The 19818-nt window shown below is 63.4% G+C and carries 13 protein-coding genes; 5 read left to right on the top strand and 8 right to left on the bottom strand.

The annotated features are described in order from the left end of the window. The 4 genes from F3J15_RS08530 to F3J15_RS08545 form a co-directional block, all read right to left on the bottom strand. Positions 1-1263 carry a right-handed parallel beta-helix repeat-containing protein gene (locus tag F3J15_RS08530; protein ID WP_166889722.1) on the bottom strand — a complete coding sequence of 421 codons (1263 nt, stop codon included), beginning with the start codon at positions 1261-1263 and terminating at the stop codon, positions 1-3. A gap of 44 nt (positions 1264-1307) precedes the next feature. Then, positions 1308-2453, bottom strand: a complete 1146-nt coding sequence (locus F3J15_RS08535; RefSeq protein ID WP_166889725.1) for an acyltransferase — start codon at positions 2451-2453, stop codon at positions 1308-1310. A 210-nt stretch (positions 2454-2663) separates the two neighbouring features. Continuing rightward, entirely contained in the window at positions 2664-4088 is a 1425-nt protein-coding gene (locus F3J15_RS08540) for a DUF6418 domain-containing protein (protein ID WP_166889728.1), read from the bottom strand. A 72-nt stretch (positions 4089-4160) separates the two neighbouring features. After that, positions 4161-6476: a GNVR domain-containing protein gene (locus tag F3J15_RS08545; protein ID WP_166889732.1), complete on the bottom strand. Its 2316-nt coding sequence runs from the start codon at positions 6474-6476 to the stop codon at positions 4161-4163. A gap of 569 nt (positions 6477-7045) precedes the next feature. On the opposite strand from F3J15_RS08545, the gene F3J15_RS08550 reads away from it, so the two are divergent. Then, the gene (locus F3J15_RS08550) at positions 7046-8227 is read left to right on the top strand and encodes a polysaccharide biosynthesis/export family protein (protein ID WP_166889735.1); all 1182 of its coding nucleotides are present in this window, start codon (positions 7046-7048) and stop codon (positions 8225-8227) included. Between the two features lie 127 nt (positions 8228-8354). Here F3J15_RS08550 and F3J15_RS08555 read toward each other — a convergent pair whose 3' ends face one another. The 3 genes from F3J15_RS08555 to F3J15_RS08565 form a co-directional block, all read right to left on the bottom strand. Continuing rightward, positions 8355-9608, bottom strand: a complete 1254-nt coding sequence (locus tag F3J15_RS08555) for a flippase (protein WP_089447493.1) — start codon at positions 9606-9608, stop codon at positions 8355-8357. A 55-nt stretch (positions 9609-9663) separates the two neighbouring features. Then, the gene (locus F3J15_RS08560) at positions 9664-10839 is read right to left on the bottom strand and encodes a glycosyltransferase family 4 protein (protein ID WP_166889841.1); all 1176 of its coding nucleotides are present in this window, start codon (positions 10837-10839) and stop codon (positions 9664-9666) included. Between the two features lie 330 nt (positions 10840-11169). Further along, positions 11170-12945 (bottom strand): alpha/beta hydrolase, encoded by a 1776-nt coding sequence (locus F3J15_RS08565; RefSeq protein WP_166889738.1) that lies wholly within the window; start codon positions 12943-12945, stop codon positions 11170-11172. Positions 12946-14442: 1497 nt separating this feature from the next. On the opposite strand from F3J15_RS08565, the gene F3J15_RS08570 reads away from it, so the two are divergent. Continuing rightward, positions 14443-16644: a glycoside hydrolase family 3 C-terminal domain-containing protein gene (locus tag F3J15_RS08570; RefSeq protein WP_166889740.1), complete on the top strand. Its 2202-nt coding sequence runs from the start codon at positions 14443-14445 to the stop codon at positions 16642-16644. 246 nt (positions 16645-16890) lie between these two features. Here F3J15_RS08570 and F3J15_RS08575 read toward each other — a convergent pair whose 3' ends face one another. Beyond that, entirely contained in the window at positions 16891-17469 is a 579-nt protein-coding gene (locus F3J15_RS08575) for a DUF4865 family protein (protein ID WP_205190739.1), read from the bottom strand. Positions 17470-17596: 127 nt separating this feature from the next. Between F3J15_RS08575 and F3J15_RS08580 the strand changes: the two genes are divergently transcribed. The 3 genes from F3J15_RS08580 (at position 17597) to F3J15_RS08590 (ending at position 19791) form a co-directional block, all read left to right on the top strand. Further along, positions 17597-18454, top strand: coding sequence for a LysR family transcriptional regulator (locus tag F3J15_RS08580; protein ID WP_166889746.1), 858 nt, complete (start codon positions 17597-17599; stop codon positions 18452-18454). Positions 18455-18647: 193 nt separating this feature from the next. Next, complete coding sequence (locus F3J15_RS08585; RefSeq protein ID WP_166889749.1) at positions 18648-19235, top strand: YigZ family protein; 588 nt, start codon at positions 18648-18650, stop codon at positions 19233-19235. A gap of 265 nt (positions 19236-19500) precedes the next feature. Then, complete coding sequence (locus F3J15_RS08590; RefSeq protein WP_166889752.1) at positions 19501-19791, top strand: H-NS histone family protein; 291 nt, start codon at positions 19501-19503, stop codon at positions 19789-19791. Positions 19792-19818: the final 27 nt, after the last annotated feature.

A 19818-nucleotide genomic window follows, 5' to 3' on the forward strand; every position in this document is an offset into this window, starting at 1 on the left:
TCAGTCGATGCCGCGCTGCCGCGGGCACGCCTGCCTGAGCGCTTCGCGCACTTGCGGCAACGCCGACGTGTCGGCCCCGACCGCGTCGATCGACGCGGGCTGCGCGACCGGCATCCTGCACTGCGCGGCATTCGTGCCACCCGGGAGACAGCCTCCGGCCCCGCCCACCTGTACCGGCATCCCGCCGATCGCGGACAACCGGTTATCCGCGATCCGGTACTGCGACACGTTTCCCCAGACGCGAATGCCGGCAAACCGCGCGCGCGACACGCGGTTGCCGATCACGACCACGCGCGTCACCGAGCCCGACCACGTACTGACGTCGATCGCGGCCTGCTGGGTCAGCGGGCGCGGATCGGTCCGGGCGGCCGCGGTCTGGATGGACGACACCACGTTGTTCTCGACCCGGACGTCGGACGCGTCGTAGGTTCGGTAACTGTCTTCCTGCGCGACGAGGATTCCCGCGCTGACCTGCACGTCGCGCACGATGTTGTTCGAGATCGTCACGTCCGTGCCGCCGACCACCGTGATTCCGCGCCCCCACGCGTTGCCTTCGAGCGAGTTGCCGGTAATCAGCACGTTGCGGCTCACCACCCCGTCAGCCAGGTAGCTCACCACGGCAATCATGTCGTCGCCGGTACCGCGCACGACATTGCCCTGAACCAGCACATTGCGTGCGCCGTGCGTCATGTGAATGCCATCGGCGAGCGTCGACCGCACCTGATTGCCGATGATCGCGACGTCCGATCCGCCAAACACGAATATGCCCGCGCTGGCGCCGCCGTCGATGACGTTGTCGAGCACTTGCACGTCGCGCCCCGTCACGTCGACCTTGGTCGACTCCGGCGTGTCGAGACGTGTCGCACCGGTTCCCTTGATATGAAACCCGACGAGCGTCGTACCGTCGCCCCGCATCTCGATCGTCTGATTGCCGGGAACGGTCGCCATCAGCGTTGCGCCGAAACCCGACAGCACGACATGCCGCTGCCGCACGATCAACGAACGACCGACGACATAGCGTCCGGGCATGAACACCAACCGCTGGCCCGGTTGCAGCCCGTCCAGCGCGCGTTGCAGCGCATCAGCCTGATCGGCCGCATCCGGGGCGGGATGAATGTACACATCCGGTATGTCGGCATGAACTGCAGCCGGTGCGGGTGCGCCGGATACGGCCTCGACGAAGCCCGGCCACGACAGCCCGCCAGCCATCATCAGGCCGGCTATACCGACGCATACGCGAGGCAGGCATTGCGATCCGCGCATATCGAATCATTTCCATGGAACGAGCGAACACACACGTCCGGGAATCAGCCGGTCGCATCACCCGATGCGAACACGCGGCTTCCGCGGCGCGACGTGAGCGTACGCGCAAGCTTCACGAACGGCGCTTCACAGAGTCGGTAGCCGGCCCACGACAATGGAATCAAAGGCACCATCGGGACGATCATGTAAAGACCAAGCGGCCATCCAGTAATGTGGAAACGCTGACACAACCAGAACGCCACGAACAGCGGAAGACTGTGCAACAGGTAGATCGAGTAACTGATCTTGCCGATCCATGAAAGCAGACGGATACGAAGCTTCAGCAAGGTTGCCAGTATCGCGAAGGTCGCGATGCCGATCATGTAAGCGAGCGAGATAGGAAGATGAAACGCGTTGTGATGTCGCCAATCCTCGATGGCCCCCGCCAGCGCAATGCCGACGACCGGGATCGTCACACAGGCGACCGCCGACCTATAAGTCAGCGATAGTCGGGACAGCACACCGCTTCCGGCCAATCTGACACGCAGCAGCTGCGAAGGATTGTCATAGGCCATGCGAAAGCAGGCGCCCCAGAACATGATGCCGAGATGATACGGCATGGTCTTGTACTGACTGAGCAGATCGGCCGGGAAGAGCTGCAACTTGAGCGTCAACACGAATAGTCCGCATAGCCCGATCGTGACGAGGCACAGATGGAGCATCCGGTGAAGCGCCCCGCACCAGAACAGGATCAGGCACAACCCGTAGAAATACAGTTCGGTTTCCAGCGTCCAGCCATGAGGCAGGATCAGACTTTCCCCAAACGCCACCGGAATCATGGTCACATTGGCCAGAACGCCATGGATGTCCATTCTTTTGTCGAACAAATACCAGTGAACGAAATACCCTGCAGGAAGCGCCAGCCAATAGGCGGGATACAGTCGAAAGAATCGTCGAATGAGGAAGCGCTTCGTGCCCGCGCCGATCTCGCCGTGCAGGCTGGTTGGAATCAGCATGCCGCTGATCGCGAAGAAAAGGACGACTCCGATTCTTCCGAAATTCACGGAGCGTTGCAGGGAGTCAAGCACATACTGTGAGCCGGCAAGGGGGACGAACCGCTCAGCATAGTGCGTCCAGATGACGAGGATCACCGCAACGGCACGCATCGCGTCGATATGGTCAAACCGCTCCGAATGCTTCGCTTTTGACATGACGGGAATGATGATGACTCAAGACACAAGGCTGCTCGCATACGCGATCGGAAACGCCGTTTCCGACATTGATGAAGCAGACAGAGACGCATTGCACCGGCTCGCAAACGAGCGAGGGCCGAGCGTGCGTCGACAACCTTCTCGCGGCCCACACCGGTGAACGACGACAACACACGCTTGACGAAAGGCCTCGGAATAACCTGGCGCGGTTCATTCGAGGTTTGAATGCTTCGCATCGACCCAATACCACCAGGCGAGCGCGAGAAGCGCATAAAAAACCGTACGCGAGCCAAACATCATCCAGTATTCGCCTTGCTGGACGGCGAACGTCGCATATGAAAAGACCTTCGCCATCAGCCATAGCATCACGACCCCGCCGCGCATCGCAACGACGATCTGCAGCGCACCGAGCGCGCCGTACACCAGACCGGTCATCGCGACAAAGAGAGCGCCCCCGGCGTAGCCGAACCAGTACACGGGCACGGCCATATTCCCCATCGTGAAGGTGACGTCATCGAACATGTAGGCCCGGAGAACGCTCGGTTCGGTGTACGACTTCATCAAGTCACGCAAGCCGCTCGGTTCGGATTCGTCGAAAAACGTCGGCATGGTCCAGGAACCGAGCGAGTTCACGAAACGCCAGAATGCATCCGTGCCGCCGAGCCTCGGTGCCGTGAACAGTTGGGCATCGTTGTCGACCACGTACCACGGCTGGCCCTGCAGCAGGAAGCGCGAAGAGAGCATATCGGCCACTTCAAGCCCCTGCCCCCTGTAGGAGTAGACAATGGAGACGGCGCCCAGCAATAGCGCCAGGCCCGCACCGATACCCAGATAACGAACAACCGGCTTGCCGTTCATCGCGTGAATCGAAATAAACGGGGCAAGCGAGCACAGCCCGATGTGCAGCACTGCCATGAATTGCTCGCCATGCATCACATTGAGCGCCAGGTCGACCGCCATCGTCAGGATCGCCGCCACCCGGATGCGCTTGTCGGAACTGGTGGCGATGGTGCCCAGCAGAAAACCCATGAACGACTGATTGTTCAGGAACAGGTTGAACATCATCCCGTTCGATGAATCATTCCGCAGCGCATATCGATTAATGCCGGAAAACAACGAGAACCCTGACGTCAGACCGGCGATCACACCGATCGCGATAATCGTCGCCGCGAGCCCGAACCCCATCGCGATGCTGATCGGTTGCAAGGCTATCCGCGCCTTGATCGACGCTCGGACCGGGCGCTCGTCCAGAAATCGACTGAAGGCAACGAGCGCACAGACGACAAAAATCAGGTAGAACGACAGGAGCCGACTGAACGCCCCGGTCGCGTCACCGATGACATCGGTTTCCGTCAGGTAGCCGCCGTCCTCCAAGCCCACGCCTGCAAGGAATGCGGTCATTCCGATCGCCAGCACGTAAAGCATCGACACGGCGAACACCGGACGCGACTTGACCAGGCCGACGAGGCCGAGTGTTGCCAACAGCAACGTACACAAGGCGCTCGATTTCGCCATTCCGAGCGCCGGCATCACCGCGTTGAACAGCAATGCCAGCGTGAATAACGTCAATACGATCACGCCGGTAGCGGATACGAAGCCGCCGTTGCCGCCTAATGTTCCCGTCACCTTACCCATCGTGCCGCAACCCGAAATTCGTTCCTTCCTTCACGCACCTGCACCATGCAGCTGCGAGCCGATCAATCGATATCACGCAGCGTTCTTGAGCAGTTCCTTTCTTACTCGCGCCCATGCCCTGAACAAAAACGTCTCGGATGGGACATGACGAGGATTGCTCTGCGTCCGGGTTTCCTTCGCAGGTCGACGCGCGTTCGCGTAATAGCCGTAGCGGAACGGTGAAGGCTCGAAGCCGTTGAACACCAGGCCATCCACATCCGCGCCGAACTTCTTCAGGTTCTCGATCGCCTCCTCCACGCCGGCGTAGCTGACCGAGCCTTGCCGCACCACCATCAACGTGATGTCGGCGAACCTCGACAACATGGCGACGTTTGCGGCCGGATGGGCCAATGGCGCGTCCACGATGATCAGGTCGTATGCGCCTCGCAGTGAAGTGAACAGCGCCTCCAGCTTCTCGGTGCCGTACAGGTTCCGCAAAGGCTTGCCCTCTGCTCCGGCGGGCAGCACGTCAAGATTGTCATGAACGCGCGAGATCACCTTCTTGAGATCGAGCGAGCCTTTCAGCACATCCGACAAACACTTCTCGACTTTCACCGGCAAGCATCGCTCGATGCTTGCCTGGCCTGCATGGGCACGCACAAGCAAGGTCTTGACGCCGCTGTCCGCGGACAGACAGGCAAGATTGGCGGCGATCATCGACTTGCCCTGCCCCGGCTCGGGAGACGTAATCAGAACGGTCTTTGCGCCGCCGCGCCCGGTGGTCGTCTTGCAATGCAACAGCAAGGCCAGATCTGCGATCGCTTCGGCAAACGGCGTATCGGGGTGCTCCCTCACGGCCATGAAAGCAGGCCTGCCGTTCGAGTCGGCCTCGATCTGTTGAGGCGATGACGGGACTACGCCAAGCAGCGGAACGCCCACCATCGATTCCAGATGCTTCGGATCACGAACACGCGCGAAACACAATGCATAGCCTTGTGCCACGGCAACGCCCAGTATCAGTCCGACCACCGCGCCCAACACGATCACGAGCATTCGCTTCGGGCGAATCGGCTTGTCGCTCACATCGGCCTTGTCGATGATGGACGCGTTGCCGACCGTGCCTGCTTTCGCAATCTGCAACTGCTGCGTGTTGTTCAGCAAGCCGACATATAGCTGGTTATTGACTTCGACGTCCCGCGCCAAACGCAAATACGTCTGCTGCTGCGACGGCAAGTGCGCCACTTTGCTTTTCAGTTCGGCCGACTGCTGATCGAGCGTCTTCAGCTTGTTGACGACGGCCGCGAGCTGGGGTTGTCCGGCAACATACTTGGATGACAGGTCCTGATACTCGAGCTTGGCTTCGAGCCGCGCCTTGTCGACAAGCGCCAATTGATCAATGAGCAGCCTGACATCGCCCTGCGAATCGATCGACCCTTGCGCATTGCGGAACGTGTTCAGCGCCTGCTCCGCCTGTTCCAGCCGCGCCTTCACGGCCGGCAGTTGCGCGTCGAGGAATGCCTGGCTGCGCTCGGCATCCTCCGAACGCCTCTTCGCGTTGACATCCAGATAAGCCGCGGCAATGGCGTTGAGCAGTCGCGCAGCAAACACCGGATCGGGATCCTCGAGATTGAGCTGCATGATGCCCGACTGGCGTTTCGTTTCCGCCCCGGTCAACTTGGTCAGGATGGCGTCGAGTCGCACGGGCGTGGCAACCCGCCGTACACGGAACTCCGTACCGGCGCGCGCCACGATCCGCGACACATTCACGCGATAACCGTTACCTTCGCTCGGCGTGCCGATTACCCCCTTCAACACCTCTTGACCATCGCTGTCTTTCAACACGAATCGATCGCCGTCGAGATAATCGAACTCCAACTTCTTGCCGAGCTGTGCATCCGGGACGTCGAACCTGGTGAATTCGATGCGTTCACCGCCCCACGCCCAGAACGGGGTATTGAACAACGGAATGACGAGGCCATTCGCATCTTTCGACAGGATCGAACCAAGCAAACCCGCGACGAGCGGAATCCGATTACTGACTGAAACTTCCGCCTGCGCCGCGGTTGCCTCGATCGCCTGGGTGACAACCGTGCGCGAGCGGGCGATATCGATTTCGCCGACTACGGCAGAATTCTGAATATCCAATGCGTTCGAAATCTCGGAGAGCGAACCCAGCGCACTATGCTTGTTTTCCTGGACCTGTATCAGCGTGTCAACAGAGTAAATCGGCGTCGCCGAAATGGCATATAAAAATGCCAGCAGCAGACACCCCAGAAAAACGGAAATAAACGCCCGTCGATAATAAAATACGTTTTCGAGCAATTCGGCCAGTGTAAAGCGGGACGCGTCGCGAGAAATATTTCCCGCTCCGTCCCGGTACCCATTAGGCGAAGGTCGATCCAATGCCATGCAAAAACTCCCAAATTGCCACCTTGCCAGGCTTCGCGTGGCGGCGCGTGCGCTCGGCCATGCGTGCCGCGCGACGCTTACCAGGTCGTGCCATCCCGCGCGCCTGCCCTGCTGCCGACCACAGGTCGGTAGAAAGTACGTCACTGAACCGTTGCCGCAGGAACACCAATGATTCTGCTTGTCGCGATCACTATGCGATAAATGCCCGGCGCGCTAAGTGCGATGGCTTACATTAATAAGCACTGGCGGTGCGAATCACTGGGTTGCCAACCTGTCTCGTGCTATGTTGAGTAGGCGCTGTTTCCGCTTCCGGCAATCCATGACAATACTGTGGCTTGACGGCGCAATCAGACATATGACGTGAGCACGTCTTTTCATGTCATTCATCGCGCCACCTCGTTTTGACGATCTTTATCAAAAAAGGCGACACGGAACCATCGATATCGGGGTGTCGAGATGAAAAATCTTCTGATCTGGAAGGACGACGAGTATCAAATTTATTTAAATTGTTTCTAAATACAGGACTATCCCGCCGGCCGAACGGCCGGCTTACCATGTTGAATGACGATATGAACAGCCCCCTGCTATTCGATGCGCTCGCGCTGAAACAGAACGACCGTGCGGTGCGTCGAATGCGCGCCGCGCTCTCCCTGGCGATGGCCACCCTGCTTTCGGCGTGTGCGTTTGCGCCCGGCCAGCACATGGCAGAGCGGGCTGCATTGCCGGTCACGACCAACGACGATGGCGACGTGACCAGTGACATGAAGGTCCCGGTCAAGCAGATCGATCTGACGCTGATCAACCAGATTCACACGGAGCAGAAGCACCGTACCCCGTGGTCGGTCCCGGGCAATTTGCTCGGCAAGCCGAGTAGCTACAAACTTGGTCCGGGTGACGTGCTGCAAATCACGGTGTGGGACCACCCCGAATTTGCTGCCGCGGTCGGCCAGCCGACGCAGAACACGAAGGCCTCCGACGCAGCGCCTGGTTTCGTTGTGGATAGCGACGGCAACGTGCAGTTTCCCTACGTGACCCGACCGATCCGTGCGGCCGGAAAGACCGCGGCGCAGGTCCAGCGGGAACTCGATGCCGAACTCCGGAAGGTGTTCGTCAAACCGCAAGTGACCGTTCGTGTGGCATCGTTCCGTGCCGAGCAAGTGTATGTCGATGGCGAAGTACGCGCCCCCGGCTCGCAGACGATCAACGATATTCCGATGACCCTGGTCGAAGCGGTCAATCGCGCGGGGGGCTTTGCGCCGACCGCGGATCAGAGTCGCGTGACGGTCACTCGCAACGGCGAGATCTATCCGGTGAATGTCGCGCAGATGATGAAGACCGGCAAAAGTCCCGCCACCATCATGCTGCAGCCTGGCGACCTGTTGCATGTGGGTGCTCGCGACGACAATCCCGTCTACGTCATGGGTGAAGTGAACAAGCCGCTGGCCGTGCCACCCCAACGCGACGGCTCGCTCACATTGAGTGCGGCGCTTTCGGAGGCCGGCCAGCTCAACCAGCAGACATCGAACGCCCAGCAGGTTTTCGTGCTGCGCAAGGCCGGCGACAGCGAGCCGGTCATCTTTCACCTCGACCTGAAGTCGCCCGTCTCGATGCTGCTCGCGAATCAGTTTCCGCTCGCGTCGAAGGATATCGTGTACGTCGACAACACCGGGCTGGTCCGCGCGAGCCGCGTGCTGAACCTGTTGCTGCCGGCGATCAGCGCGGGATTGACCGGGGCACTTGTCACCAAGTAATCGGCATTTCGGCAGGACGGCAACGGCGACGCCTGTCGACTCGCCTCTCACACTGGCAGCGGCGTGGAAGGATGGCGAGTCCAACGCGCCACGCTGCCATCGCCGCCGCGACAGCGCGCGAATCGCGTCAGCCCGAACGCGCCGACAGATTGATCAGGCCGACCCGGTCACGACAGAGCACATACGCGAGCGCGACAGCGACGGCCGTTTCGGCGATCAACACCGCAATAGCCGCCCCGCGCTCCGCGAACAGCATGGCAAGCGGCGGCAGCAGTGTCACGTTCAACACGCCGGACGAGATCAGGATGATGCTGAAGGCGCGCTTCATGCCCATCGGCAACATGGTTTGAACACCGAACAGATCCGTCATGCATGCCATGAACGGCACCAGCGCCAGGCAACGCAGTACGCCGACCGTCGGCGCAAACGAGCTGCCGTACAGGATCCGAACGACGAACGGCGCGCAAGCGTAAATCGTTGCCGACATGGCCAGCACCAACGCGCCCTGCAGGACGATCAGCTTTCGCAAGAACGCAAACGCGTCGTCACGGGCGTGATGCATCAGGTATGTCACGTGTGGATAGGTTGCGGCTCTCAGCGGTTGAAGCAGACCGACTGCGGCCCGAATCAACTTGTCACCCGCGGCAAAATAGCCGGCGGCGACACTACCAGAGACGATACTCAGCAGAACGGTATTGGTCGACGCGTAGAACGAGATCGACGTCGATGCCAGAAATACCTGCGAGCCGCCTTTCAGGGCGGCCGCGATGTCGGCGAACCGTACGCGGACACTTTCGACCTCGCGACGGAAGAACAGGTACGCAAGCAGTGTCACCCCGCACAGCAACGGCACCGCCGCGTTGATGGCAACCGCGTGCAGGAGATCGTCCGGCGTACGCACCCACATGAAGAAGGCAACGACACTGCATCCACGGTATACGACCACCGTGGCGCTGTAGACGCTCAACTTCTGGATTCCCTGAAAGTACCAGCCCGGCGTGAGCGCGGCACCCACCGCCATCCCGAACGCGATCAGCAGGGCCGTGCGTTCTGCCGCGAAATGCGGGATGAGCAGGGTCAGGACGACGAGTACGGCGAAGCCGGCGATCGTGATCGCCCATTGGGCGCACACAGTTGCCCAGAAAATCCGGGATCGTTCCACCCTGCTGTCCGCCAGCGCGACACGGGGCGTCGCGGTCAGGTCGAAGCTGTAATTGGCCAGATTGATGAAATACGTTGTCACCGCCAGCACGAACGACAACCGCCCGTATTGCAGGGGGCCGAGCACGCGCGTCAACAGGGGCAACGTGACGAGCGGCACGACGTACGTCGAGATTTGCAATGCGAACAACAAGGCGAAATTTTTTCGGACAGCGGTCATCGTGCTTTCTGGGCTGAGAGTAAACAGTGTGCCGCGGCTGTCAATGTGCCCACGTTCACGGTACACCCCTACCGATGCCGAGTACGGCACGCAGCGACGACGCGTAGCGTTCGACCGAGTAACGCGACCAGTCGTAGTGACGATTGTCGCTATCGAGATGCGCGCGCAGTTCGGCGAGCGCGCGCGCGATGCCTTCGGACGTGCTCCGGTAGAGAATCTTGTTGCCGATCTCGTCGCCAAAGGTCGATAGGCTTCCGATGTCGTGCACGAGCGCCGGCAGGCCGAGCATCGCCGCCTCGACGATCACGAGGGGGGCATTTTCCACCCAGATCGACGGCAACACGAGCGCATCGTGCCTGGGTAGCGCGGCGAACAACGTTGCATGATCGAGGCGCCCGGCGAAACGCAGCCGCCCCGACCCGACGAGTGTCGCGTACTGTTTCTCCAGGTCGGCCCGCTCCGCTCCGTCGCCGTAGACGGTCAGCGACGCAATCGCATCGCCGGCCGCTTCGCTCATGAGCGCGAGAAACCGACCGAGGCCCTTGTCCGCGTCCACACGACCGACGAACGCCAGATCAAGGCGATCGCCCCGGACGGGTTTGGGCGGATGGGGAATCAGCGTCGAGTCGATCGGATTCGGCACCAGTGTCGCGCGTGTTCGGCCACACTGCGCAATGAGGTCGCGCATGAACGGACTCGGACAGAGAATCTCGTCGAACAGGCCAAGCGGATCGAAAAGCGCATTGACCGCATGCCAGTGCAGCTTCTTCGCGACATCGTGAAGAAAACCGCGCGGGCTCGCCGCAAGCGCGATGCGCCGGCCGCGATGCAGCTGGTCGATCGGCAACGGTTGCGCGCGTCCGCGGGGATAGATCAGCAGGCTCGGGTTGTAGAACAACAAATGGTAATCGTGCGCGGTCATGAACAGACCGCATCCCGAGTGCCGCTTGTAGCGAGCGAGCACGGGCAGAATCGCGCTCGACAGCAGGTTGTGGTAATTGTGCACGAGGATGCGTTGCGGGCGAAATCGATCGAGCAGCGTGAGGAGCGCACGTGCGGCGGAACGTGACCATGCGCGTGCGCGCCCGCTGCCGCCGACATCGGGCAATGCACGCTCGTCGAAGGTTTCGACCACGACGCCGTGGCAAGCACGAAGCACGTCGACGGACACCCGGTACACTTCCTCGCCGCCGCCCTTCCGAACGAAGTCGTTGATCACCAGCACATGCATCACGATCGACCTCGGTGGACGCAATGTCGCGAGTGCGTTACCCGCTGGCGGTGATGCCTGCCCCACTTTCGATGTGCCCGACACGCTTGCTTCATTGTCATTCCTGGATGGAGTCGCGATGGCGCTTGCGAACTGGCAACCCCACGAAAACTCGACACCGTCAGGATAAGGTGACCGAAGCGGCGGATCTGTTCGTCCGGTTACGTTAGCGGGAGACTTTGGCAACACCACCAGCGGCCGACGCCCCGGAGCCGCGCTCCCGAGACGCTCGCCCGGGAGAGCGCGGCGATCGCCGCCCTGTCGCACCTGCATGCGACGTCTGCGCGAACGTCATGAAGGCGCGTGTTCCGGTTGCGCGGGTACCGCGAATTCGGCCGGCGCGTACCAGCCGGCAAGCAGCTCGGCGCAACGGGTGACGACGTACTGCGCAGCGGCGTTGCCGTACAACGAATGGTCGAGCGCGTCCTGCATGTCGACGGATACGTTCGGCCAACGCGCGAACGCACGGGATGCGGGGCCAAAATGCCGAACGAGCGCGTCGACGCCCGTATCGAATGTGCCGTAGATGAGATGGGTACGGATGCCGCCGGCCGACATGTCATGCAGCAATCCCCGAGGCGTCTCGTGACCCGGCCGCCAGCCGAAATGCTCGCCGGCACGCTTGACGGGCACGGTCATGACGCCCGCGACCAAACGAAACACGGCACGCAGGACCGGCCGCAGGTCGCGCCCTTCGAGCAGCAGTCGACGCAGCTTGTGGCGGCTGCGCAGCGATGCCCAATAGCCGCGCATCGAGTTTGTCTGGTTATTGACGACATTCGCGAGCGTTTCTCCGCGTGGCCATATAAAAACAGGAAGATTGACCGCAATCACGCCAGCGAAATGCTCGCGCGCGGCGGCATGAAGCGACGCGTACGCGCCAGAGCAAATCCCGAACGCAACGATCTCGCGATGCCCCTGCTCCTTCAGCCAGTCCGCTGCGGATGCGATATCGACAATCACCTGATCCGAATACGGAATGTCCGACTGATCGTCTCTCGCACGCGGACCGCTGTCACCGATGCCGCTCGAATCGATACGCAGGCTGCTGATACCCGATGCCGCGAGCGACCGCGCAAGTCGAACCGCAAAACGACCGTCGGCGACATGCGGATTGGCCGCCGTATTGGTAATCAACAGGGTCGGCGCGGCAGCGCGTCGGGTGCTGCCGGCCGGTTCGCACAGCACACCGACCAAGCGCCCTGGCCCCACGGAGATCATCCGTTCGATACTGCCCTCCCCGGTCAGCGTCACGGCTGGCTCGGCATCCCGCACGGAAACGCGAACGGCCGCATCGGAACCGTCGTCGATCCAGTTCGCAACCGTGTCGAGCAATCCGTCGGGTAGCCGCGACCACACCGGCTCCCTCATGAGGCCGCCCCAATCGGCGCAGGTCCGAACATCGACCGAAACAGCGCGTGCCTGCAGCGCGTCCGACAGGGCAGGCGCGTCGCCGTACGGCGCATCGACGAGCAACGCGCGCGCCGGCAATGCCTGAAATCGTTCCGCAGACTCGCACAGGTTGATGCCTCGGAGTGCCGCGACGAGATCATCGGGATACGCGTGTCCGAGCACGTGGAGAGGCTGCTCCTCCCGAATCGCATCCCGCACGGCCGGCGGCACATTATCGAGCCAGCGTTGCGCGACGAGAGAAAGCTCGCGCAGGTAGCCGCGGCCGCGCACCACTGGCGCCAGCGCGACGAAGCGCGTGAACCCGGGGATGCCGTCCGCGGCGAGGAGCGCCAATGCGGCACCGGCGCGCACGCCGACGAGCGTCAGCGTGTCCGACGCGACACGCTCGCGCAACGCATCGACGGCATGCCGAACGCTCGCGAGCATGTGTTCGAAGCGGTCAGCGTCGTGTTCGTCGCCCAGCGAGTCGCCGCTCGCCGGATAGTGGAATCGCAGCACCGGAAAGCCGCGATCGGCGAGATGCTCGGCGAGCGCGCGCACGAGTTTGTGAAGCCAGAGCGCCTCGTGACCGAGCGGCTCGCAAATCACGATGCCGTGCGGGCGATGGCCTGCGTGAAACCAGCCGACACATCCGTTGAACTGAATGGGTGTCATGATCCGGTCCTTGCGCTGTACACCTGATGGCCCGATGCGCTGCTGGATGCCTGCCGCATGCCGCGAAGCAGGCATCCGGGTACCGGAAACGACTGCACGTGCGTCCGGACGAACGTCAACTTGCGGCCACTACGAGGCTGCAGGTGCGCTCGGCCGCATAAAGCCAATCGGGAACGACTGACGTTGCGACGATGCGAGCCGATTCCCCGTAACCGGCTCCGTCCTTGCGTATCGATTTGGGTTCCCACGAAAACGCCTGTATGTGAAAACACCCGCATGCCCGACCGGGTCCGGCGAGTGCCTGTCGAGGATCGCCTGACCGGCAAGCGCCTCTGGGTTGAGTTTGGTCTTGGTAATTTTTTGGTCGGATGACGTTACATTTCCGTTCCTTCCCCGCGGATCAGCTTGGCACGCCAGACACGGCGGCCCGCTCGAATATCGACGATTAGGCCACTCAATCCCGACATATTTCGTACGGCACATTACATTTACCAAACGCACCTTCCCGGACTTGCGGCGCCACGGCCACGCAAGGTTTGCCGCCGATCGTGCTCGGCCGCCCTGCCTGACCGCGCGACTCGCGTGAACGATGCTGACGCGCGCCCGTCGACGTGTAGACCCGCACTCGGCTACCGGGCCCGCGGCGCCCCGCACGGATCCGCCGTGTATCCAACGCCACCCGCGTGGCCAGGCGCTTCGCCAGGATTCATTGTTCGTCGGTCAAGGGAAGCGTCGCCGGACGGGGCACTTCGCCCGGCACGAATACCTTCGTCTCGGTTGCCGCATGTACACGCACCCGCGCCCCGGTCGCGAACCCATCCGGTCGATCGCATCCGGTAGCGTCATCGGTACACGATTCGCGCATGACGATCACAGCGGGACAACGCGCACGGCAATACTCGATTGAACACCGTCCGGCACGGTAGATATGTGATCAACCTTACTCAACACCTCGCACGAGTGCGGGCCCGCCGCGTTGGACTCGGCACGGCCCCTATTTCCCCAGCCTCGGAATCAAAGCGGCATTCTCGACAAACAATGCTCGAAATGATCGAAGCCCGGTTAGATGCGTACGCAACGAAACGGAACATGCGCGTCACCACATGACCGTGCAAAAGCGCTTGCTCCCAGGTACTTCTTACCCGACCACACCCCCGCCATCGGGAACGTTGACCGTCTTCCCACCCCCACAGCGCGCCCCTGCCGAAGAAAGATCGGACATATCGGTAGAAACACCGATGCTGTAGTCAAACTACATTTGTACGATTGGTCGCTGCAGAGAATCGCTACATCCGATTCGGCAGCGCCGGGCGGTCCGCGTCGCCGTCCTCGATGTTCGATCGGGCCCAACCGGCCGTAACGATTCCCCGCCTGGCCCGGCATGCCGACGCGCAACCACCCAGCATTGCCAGCCAATTGCGTCCGGTGCGAATCCACCGGACGTGCGCAGCTCCAGACATCATCCGAACAACCGGCAATACGATCATGGAGAGCAACATGCGGGACACACTCTGGCCGGCCGTCGTGCTGGCAGCGACCCTCTGCACCAGCGCCTACGCGGGCGACGCCGATTTCAACGCGCAGGGCGACGCGACCGATGCGTTCGCGTCCGCCGCGGCGGTTCGGCGCGCTGACCTGCTCGTGCACAAGATGACGCTCGACGAAAAGCTTCAATTCATTCATTCGCAATACGAAATGTCAAAGGTGCCGGGCGGTGGCGCCGGCTACATCCAGGGCGTGCCGCGGCTCGGCATTCCCGACCTGAACATGGTCGATTCGGCCACCGGTTCCGGCAGCACGTCGCAGGCCAGCACGACCTTCCCCGCGACGATCGCCGTCGCCGCGAGCTGGGATCGCCGTCTGTCGTACGACTACGGCAAGCAGGTCGCGATCCAGTTGCGCGCGCAAGGATTCGGCATGGGCCTCGCCGGCGGCACCAACCTCGCGCGCGAGCCGCGCGGCGGCCGCCTGTTCGAGTATCTCGGCGAGGATCCGCTGCTGGCCGGCGACCTGCTCGCCGAACGCACGCTCGCCACGCAGCGGCAGAAAGTCATCGCGACCATCAAGCACTACGCCGGCAACGAGCAGGAGCACGGCCGGATGGGCGGCAACACGCAGATCGACGAACGCACGCTGCGCGAGCTCTACCTGCTGCCCTTCGAAATCGCCGCGAAGCGCGGGCGGCCCGGCAGCGTGATGTGCAGCTACAACCGCCTGAACGGCGCGTATGCCTGCGAGAACCCTCACCTGCTGAACGACGTGCTGAAGAACGAATGGGGCTTCCAGGGCCAGGTGCAATCCGACTGGGGCGCGACGCACAGCACCGCCGCCGCGATCAACGCCGGGCTCGACGAGGAGGAAGACGTCGGATCGACCGTGTACCTCACACCAGCGGCCGTCAAGCAGGCCATCGCGAACGGCTCGGTGTCGACCGCGCGCCTCGACGACATGGTGCGGCGCAAGCTCGCGGTGATGATCCGCGTCGGCGTGATGGACGATCCGGCCAAGGGCGGCGGCACGATCGATTTCAGCGCCGCGAACCGGTTCGCGCAGGCCGCGTCCGAGCAGTCGATCGTGCTGCTGAAGAACGACGGCAACCAGTTGCCGCTCGCCGCGTCGGCACTGTCGCGTATCGCCGTGATCGGCGGCCATGCCGATGCGGCCGTGCTGTCCGGCGGCGGCTCGGGCAACACGCGCGACCCCGTATCGGGATCGTTCGCGGGGTGCGGCGGCCTGACGTTCGGGTCATCGACGGGGTGCAGCTGGTGGCGCAATCCGTGGCTGAAGGTGGACGTGCCGATCGTCGCGGCGATCCGTGCGCTCGCGCCGGCCGCGCAGGTCTCGTATGCCGACAACAGCGACCAGCAGTCGCCGTTCCGCGCGTACACGCAGCAGGAGATCGACCAGGCCGCGGCACTCGCGGGCCGTTCCGACGTCGCGATCGTCGTGGTCGCGCAGCCGGCCGGCGAGGATTTCGGTGATCTCCAGAGCCTGAGCCTCGCGAACCCGTCGAACCAGGATGCGCTCGTCGAAGCCGTCGCGCGCGCGAACCCGCACACGATCGTCGTCGTCCAGAGCGGCAACCCGGTGCTGATGCCGTGGAAGGACCAGGTCTCCGCGATCGTCGAGGCGTGGTATCCGGGCGAAGCCGGCGGCAAGGCGATCGCGAACGTGCTGTTCGGCGCGGTCAATCCGTCCGGCAAGCTGCCCGTCACGTTCCCCGCGCGCGATCAGGATTCGCCGGCCTGGGGGCAAAACGGCGCGTTCGACAACGATCCCGTCTATGCGGAAAAGCTGAACATGGGCTATCGCTGGTATGACGCGCACAACATCAAGCCGATGTTCGAGTTCGGCTACGGGCTGTCGTACACGCACTTCGCGTATTCGGGGCTGTCGGTGTCGAAGCAATGGGACGGATCGCTGAGCGTCGCGTTCACGGTGCGTAACGACGGGCGCGTTGCCGGCGCGGAAACGCCGCAGGTCTATCTCGGCGTGCCGTACAAGGACGAACCGCCGAAGCGGCTGGTCGGCTGGGAGAAGATCCGGCTGAATCCGGGCGAGACGCGGCGTGTGCGCGTCACCGTGTCGCCGCGCATGCAGAGCGTGTGGGATACGTCGCGTAACGGCTGGCGCGTGGTGCCGGGCGGGACGGTGTACGTCGGTGCGTCGTCGCGGGATATCCGGTTGCAGGGGCACTGAGCGGTCATCACCCGACGGAAGCGCCGCGTGCGTCGTGCGCGGCGCTTCCGTATTCACTCATCCGCAAAGGCGCCCCTTACCGGAACAACAGCGCCAGCACCGTCGCGAGCGCGGCAATCGCGGCGATCCCCGCTGCCATCCCGGCCAGATGCGCGGCGGCCACCAGGCGGGCCGGCAATCGCGCGGATGCCGGGCCGCTTGCCCCACCCGCCGGCCCGGCCCGCGATCGAAACGTAACGCCGGCCATCACACCCCGCTCCCTTCGAGCGTATCGAGCAACGGCCTGGCCAGATGCAGGATCTGGTACACCGTGCCCGCGCCGCGGTCGTCCGGCTCGCGCTCCGAGACGTGTACTCGTGTCAGCCGCCAGCGCAGCGGATCGAGGCTGACGGCGGCCGCGACCGTACCCTGCCGCGCCGCCACGTCGCGATTGCGCTCGACCTCTTGTGCCAGCGTCGCATCGAGGTCGGCGTCCGCCGGAATGTCGATGGCTTCCAGCCGCACGAAGCGCCCCGTCGACGCACTGCCCTTGCGCGCATCGAGCGCGACCTGCACGTCGATCGGCGCGCGTCCGAAACTGTCCGTCACGACCCGGTAGCGGCCGTCCGTGACGAACCCGGCGAACGCCTGTTCATTGCGCCACAGATAAAACGATGCATAGCCGTTTTCCGTCGCACCGTAGCGGCCTGTCTCGCGCAGCAGAAACCCCTTGAACACGAGATCCGGCGTGTCGTCCCAGAGCCGGCCGCGCTCGCGCACGCGATTGCGGATGATGTCGAGGTCGTAGTCCGCCGGCAGGCGGTGCACGTAGTACGCGGTCAGCATGATCGACTCCTGGGATTGAACAGGGAGATTCCGAACGGCTCGAGAACAGCGTAGAAGACCTTGAATCATTTGAAAAGACGATGGCAGAATATTTCAATGATTCATTTCTGTAATGGATGAATGCGCGATGAAAACGCTCGACATCGAAGCCGTGCAGGCGTTCGTGCTGACCGCCGACCTCAAGAGCTTCACGCGGGCCGCCGAGGCGATGGACACGACGCAGTCCGCGGTGAGCCTGAAGATCAAGCGGCTGGAAGACGGCCTCGGCCGCCGTTTGCTGGAACGCACGCCTCGGCAGGTTCGCCTGTCGGCCGACGGCACCGCGTTCCTGGAACCCGCGCGCGAACTCGTGGCTGCCCACCAGGGTGCGGTCGGCGCGTTCGGCGCCGGCCAGCGGCGGCTGGTGATCGGCGTGAGCCATCATGTCGTCGGCGCCGATCTGCCGATGCTGCTTCGGCGCATGAGCGAAGCGGAACCGGGGCTCGTGCTGGAGATCCGGGTCGCGGCGTCGCGCGACGTGCTCGATGCGTTCGACCGCGGCCAGCTCGACGCCGCCGTCGCACTGCAGCACGACAGCCGGCGGCTCGACGGGGAAACCCTTCTGTCGGAGTCGTTCGGCTGGATGGCCGCGACCGATTTCGACTACCATCCGCCGCAACCGCTGCGGCTCGCGACGCAGGCCGAGCCGTGCAGCGTGCGCCGCATGGCGATCGGCGCGCTGGACGAAGCCGGTGTCGCCTGGACGGAAGTATTCGTCGGCGGCGGCGTGGCGACGATCGGTGCGGCGGTGTCCGCGGGGCTGGCCGTCGCCGCGCTCGGACATCGCGTGGCGCCTGCCGGGACGGTCGACGTGGGCGCGCGATACGGGCTGCCGCCCTTGCCGGCGCGCGACGTAGTGCTCTACTCGAACCTGACCGATGCGCGGGCCCGGCAGGCGCTGCGCACGCTCGGTGCGGCGCTGCGGTCGTCGGTCGGCGCACGGTGAGGTTGCGCGCCGCATGGATGAATCAGGCCCGCCGGAGGCCGGACGGCCGTCCGTTCGCAGCACGTTTCGCCGCCCGCCTGCCTCGCACGCGGTATGCTTCGGGGCCCGCCGCGCATCCGCAGCGGCCGATACAGACAACACCCGGAATATGGGCGCGCGATCGCATCGATCGCGCTTGCCCCTGACGATCGACGTGACTTACACCCTATCCGCCCCTCGTACGACCGAACTCGAGATCCGCAAGAGCCGCTTCATCGCGTACGCGATTCCCGTCGACGACCGCGACGCGGCCATGCAGGCGGTGCAACGCCTGCGCGACGAACATCCAGCAGCCACGCACGTGTGCTGGGCACTGCTGGCGGGCGGCCAGTCGGGGATGTCGGACGACGGCGAGCCATCGGGCACGGCAGGCCGCCCGATTCTCGAAGTGCTGCGCCATCACGATCTCGACGGTGTGCTCGGCGCGGTCGTGCGTTACTACGGCGGCGTGAAGCTCGGTGCGGGCGGGTTGGTGCGCGCGTACACCGATGCGATCGCGTCGGCGCTGCTCGATGCCGAGCGCGTCGAGCGCATCCGCTACACGCGGCTCGCGATCGAGATCGGCTATCCCGAGGAGGCGCGCGTGCGCCGCTGGATCGACCAGGCGGGTTATGAACTGGTGGACAGCGCGTACGGGATGACGGTCAAGCTCGTGATCAAGCTGCCCGAGACCGCCGCCGCGAACGCGCGGACCGAGCTGTTCGACCTGACGCAAGGGCGATCGGGCTTTCCCGATCTGTAACGAGCGGCCGCTATCGTCCTCGCCCCGCCCCCCGCTGCCTGCAAATTCCGCCAAAAAATCAGATACGTCCGATAGAAAAACCGCACGCCGCCACTTAATCTCACCGGGTTCCCGGCGACTCGCGCCGCATACGTTTTATCGGCAGGCCGGCACAGGCAGCACGCAACCGCCACCGGCCGAGTCGGCACGCCAAGGCCGGGCGTGCCGACGTGCGGTTCGTCACGCGTCGCCAATAATCAAAATTCAGCTACGGGATAACGGACGCATGCATCAAGTGCACACACTGCAAGCCCAGCTTGCGGAACTCGATCGGCGCATCAAGGCGGCTCGGCGCCGCGAACGCAATGCGGTGCTGGCGCAGGTACGCGAACTCGTCACGAGCTACGCGCTGACCGCGCGGGAAATCTTCGGGCAGGGTTACAGCGATCGCGCGAAGCTGTTCACCGTCGGCGTGAAGTATCGCGACCCGGCAACCGGCGCGACATGGAGCGGCCGCGGCCGTGCACCCGCTTGGATCGTCGGGCGCGACCGCACCGCGTTTTTGATCCGGGAGTAATGCGCGCCGCGTTGCGCGGCGCGTCCC

This window comes from Burkholderia sp. Ap-955, assembly GCF_011753045.1.
Lineage (GTDB): Bacteria > Pseudomonadota > Gammaproteobacteria > Burkholderiales > Burkholderiaceae > Burkholderia > Burkholderia lata_D.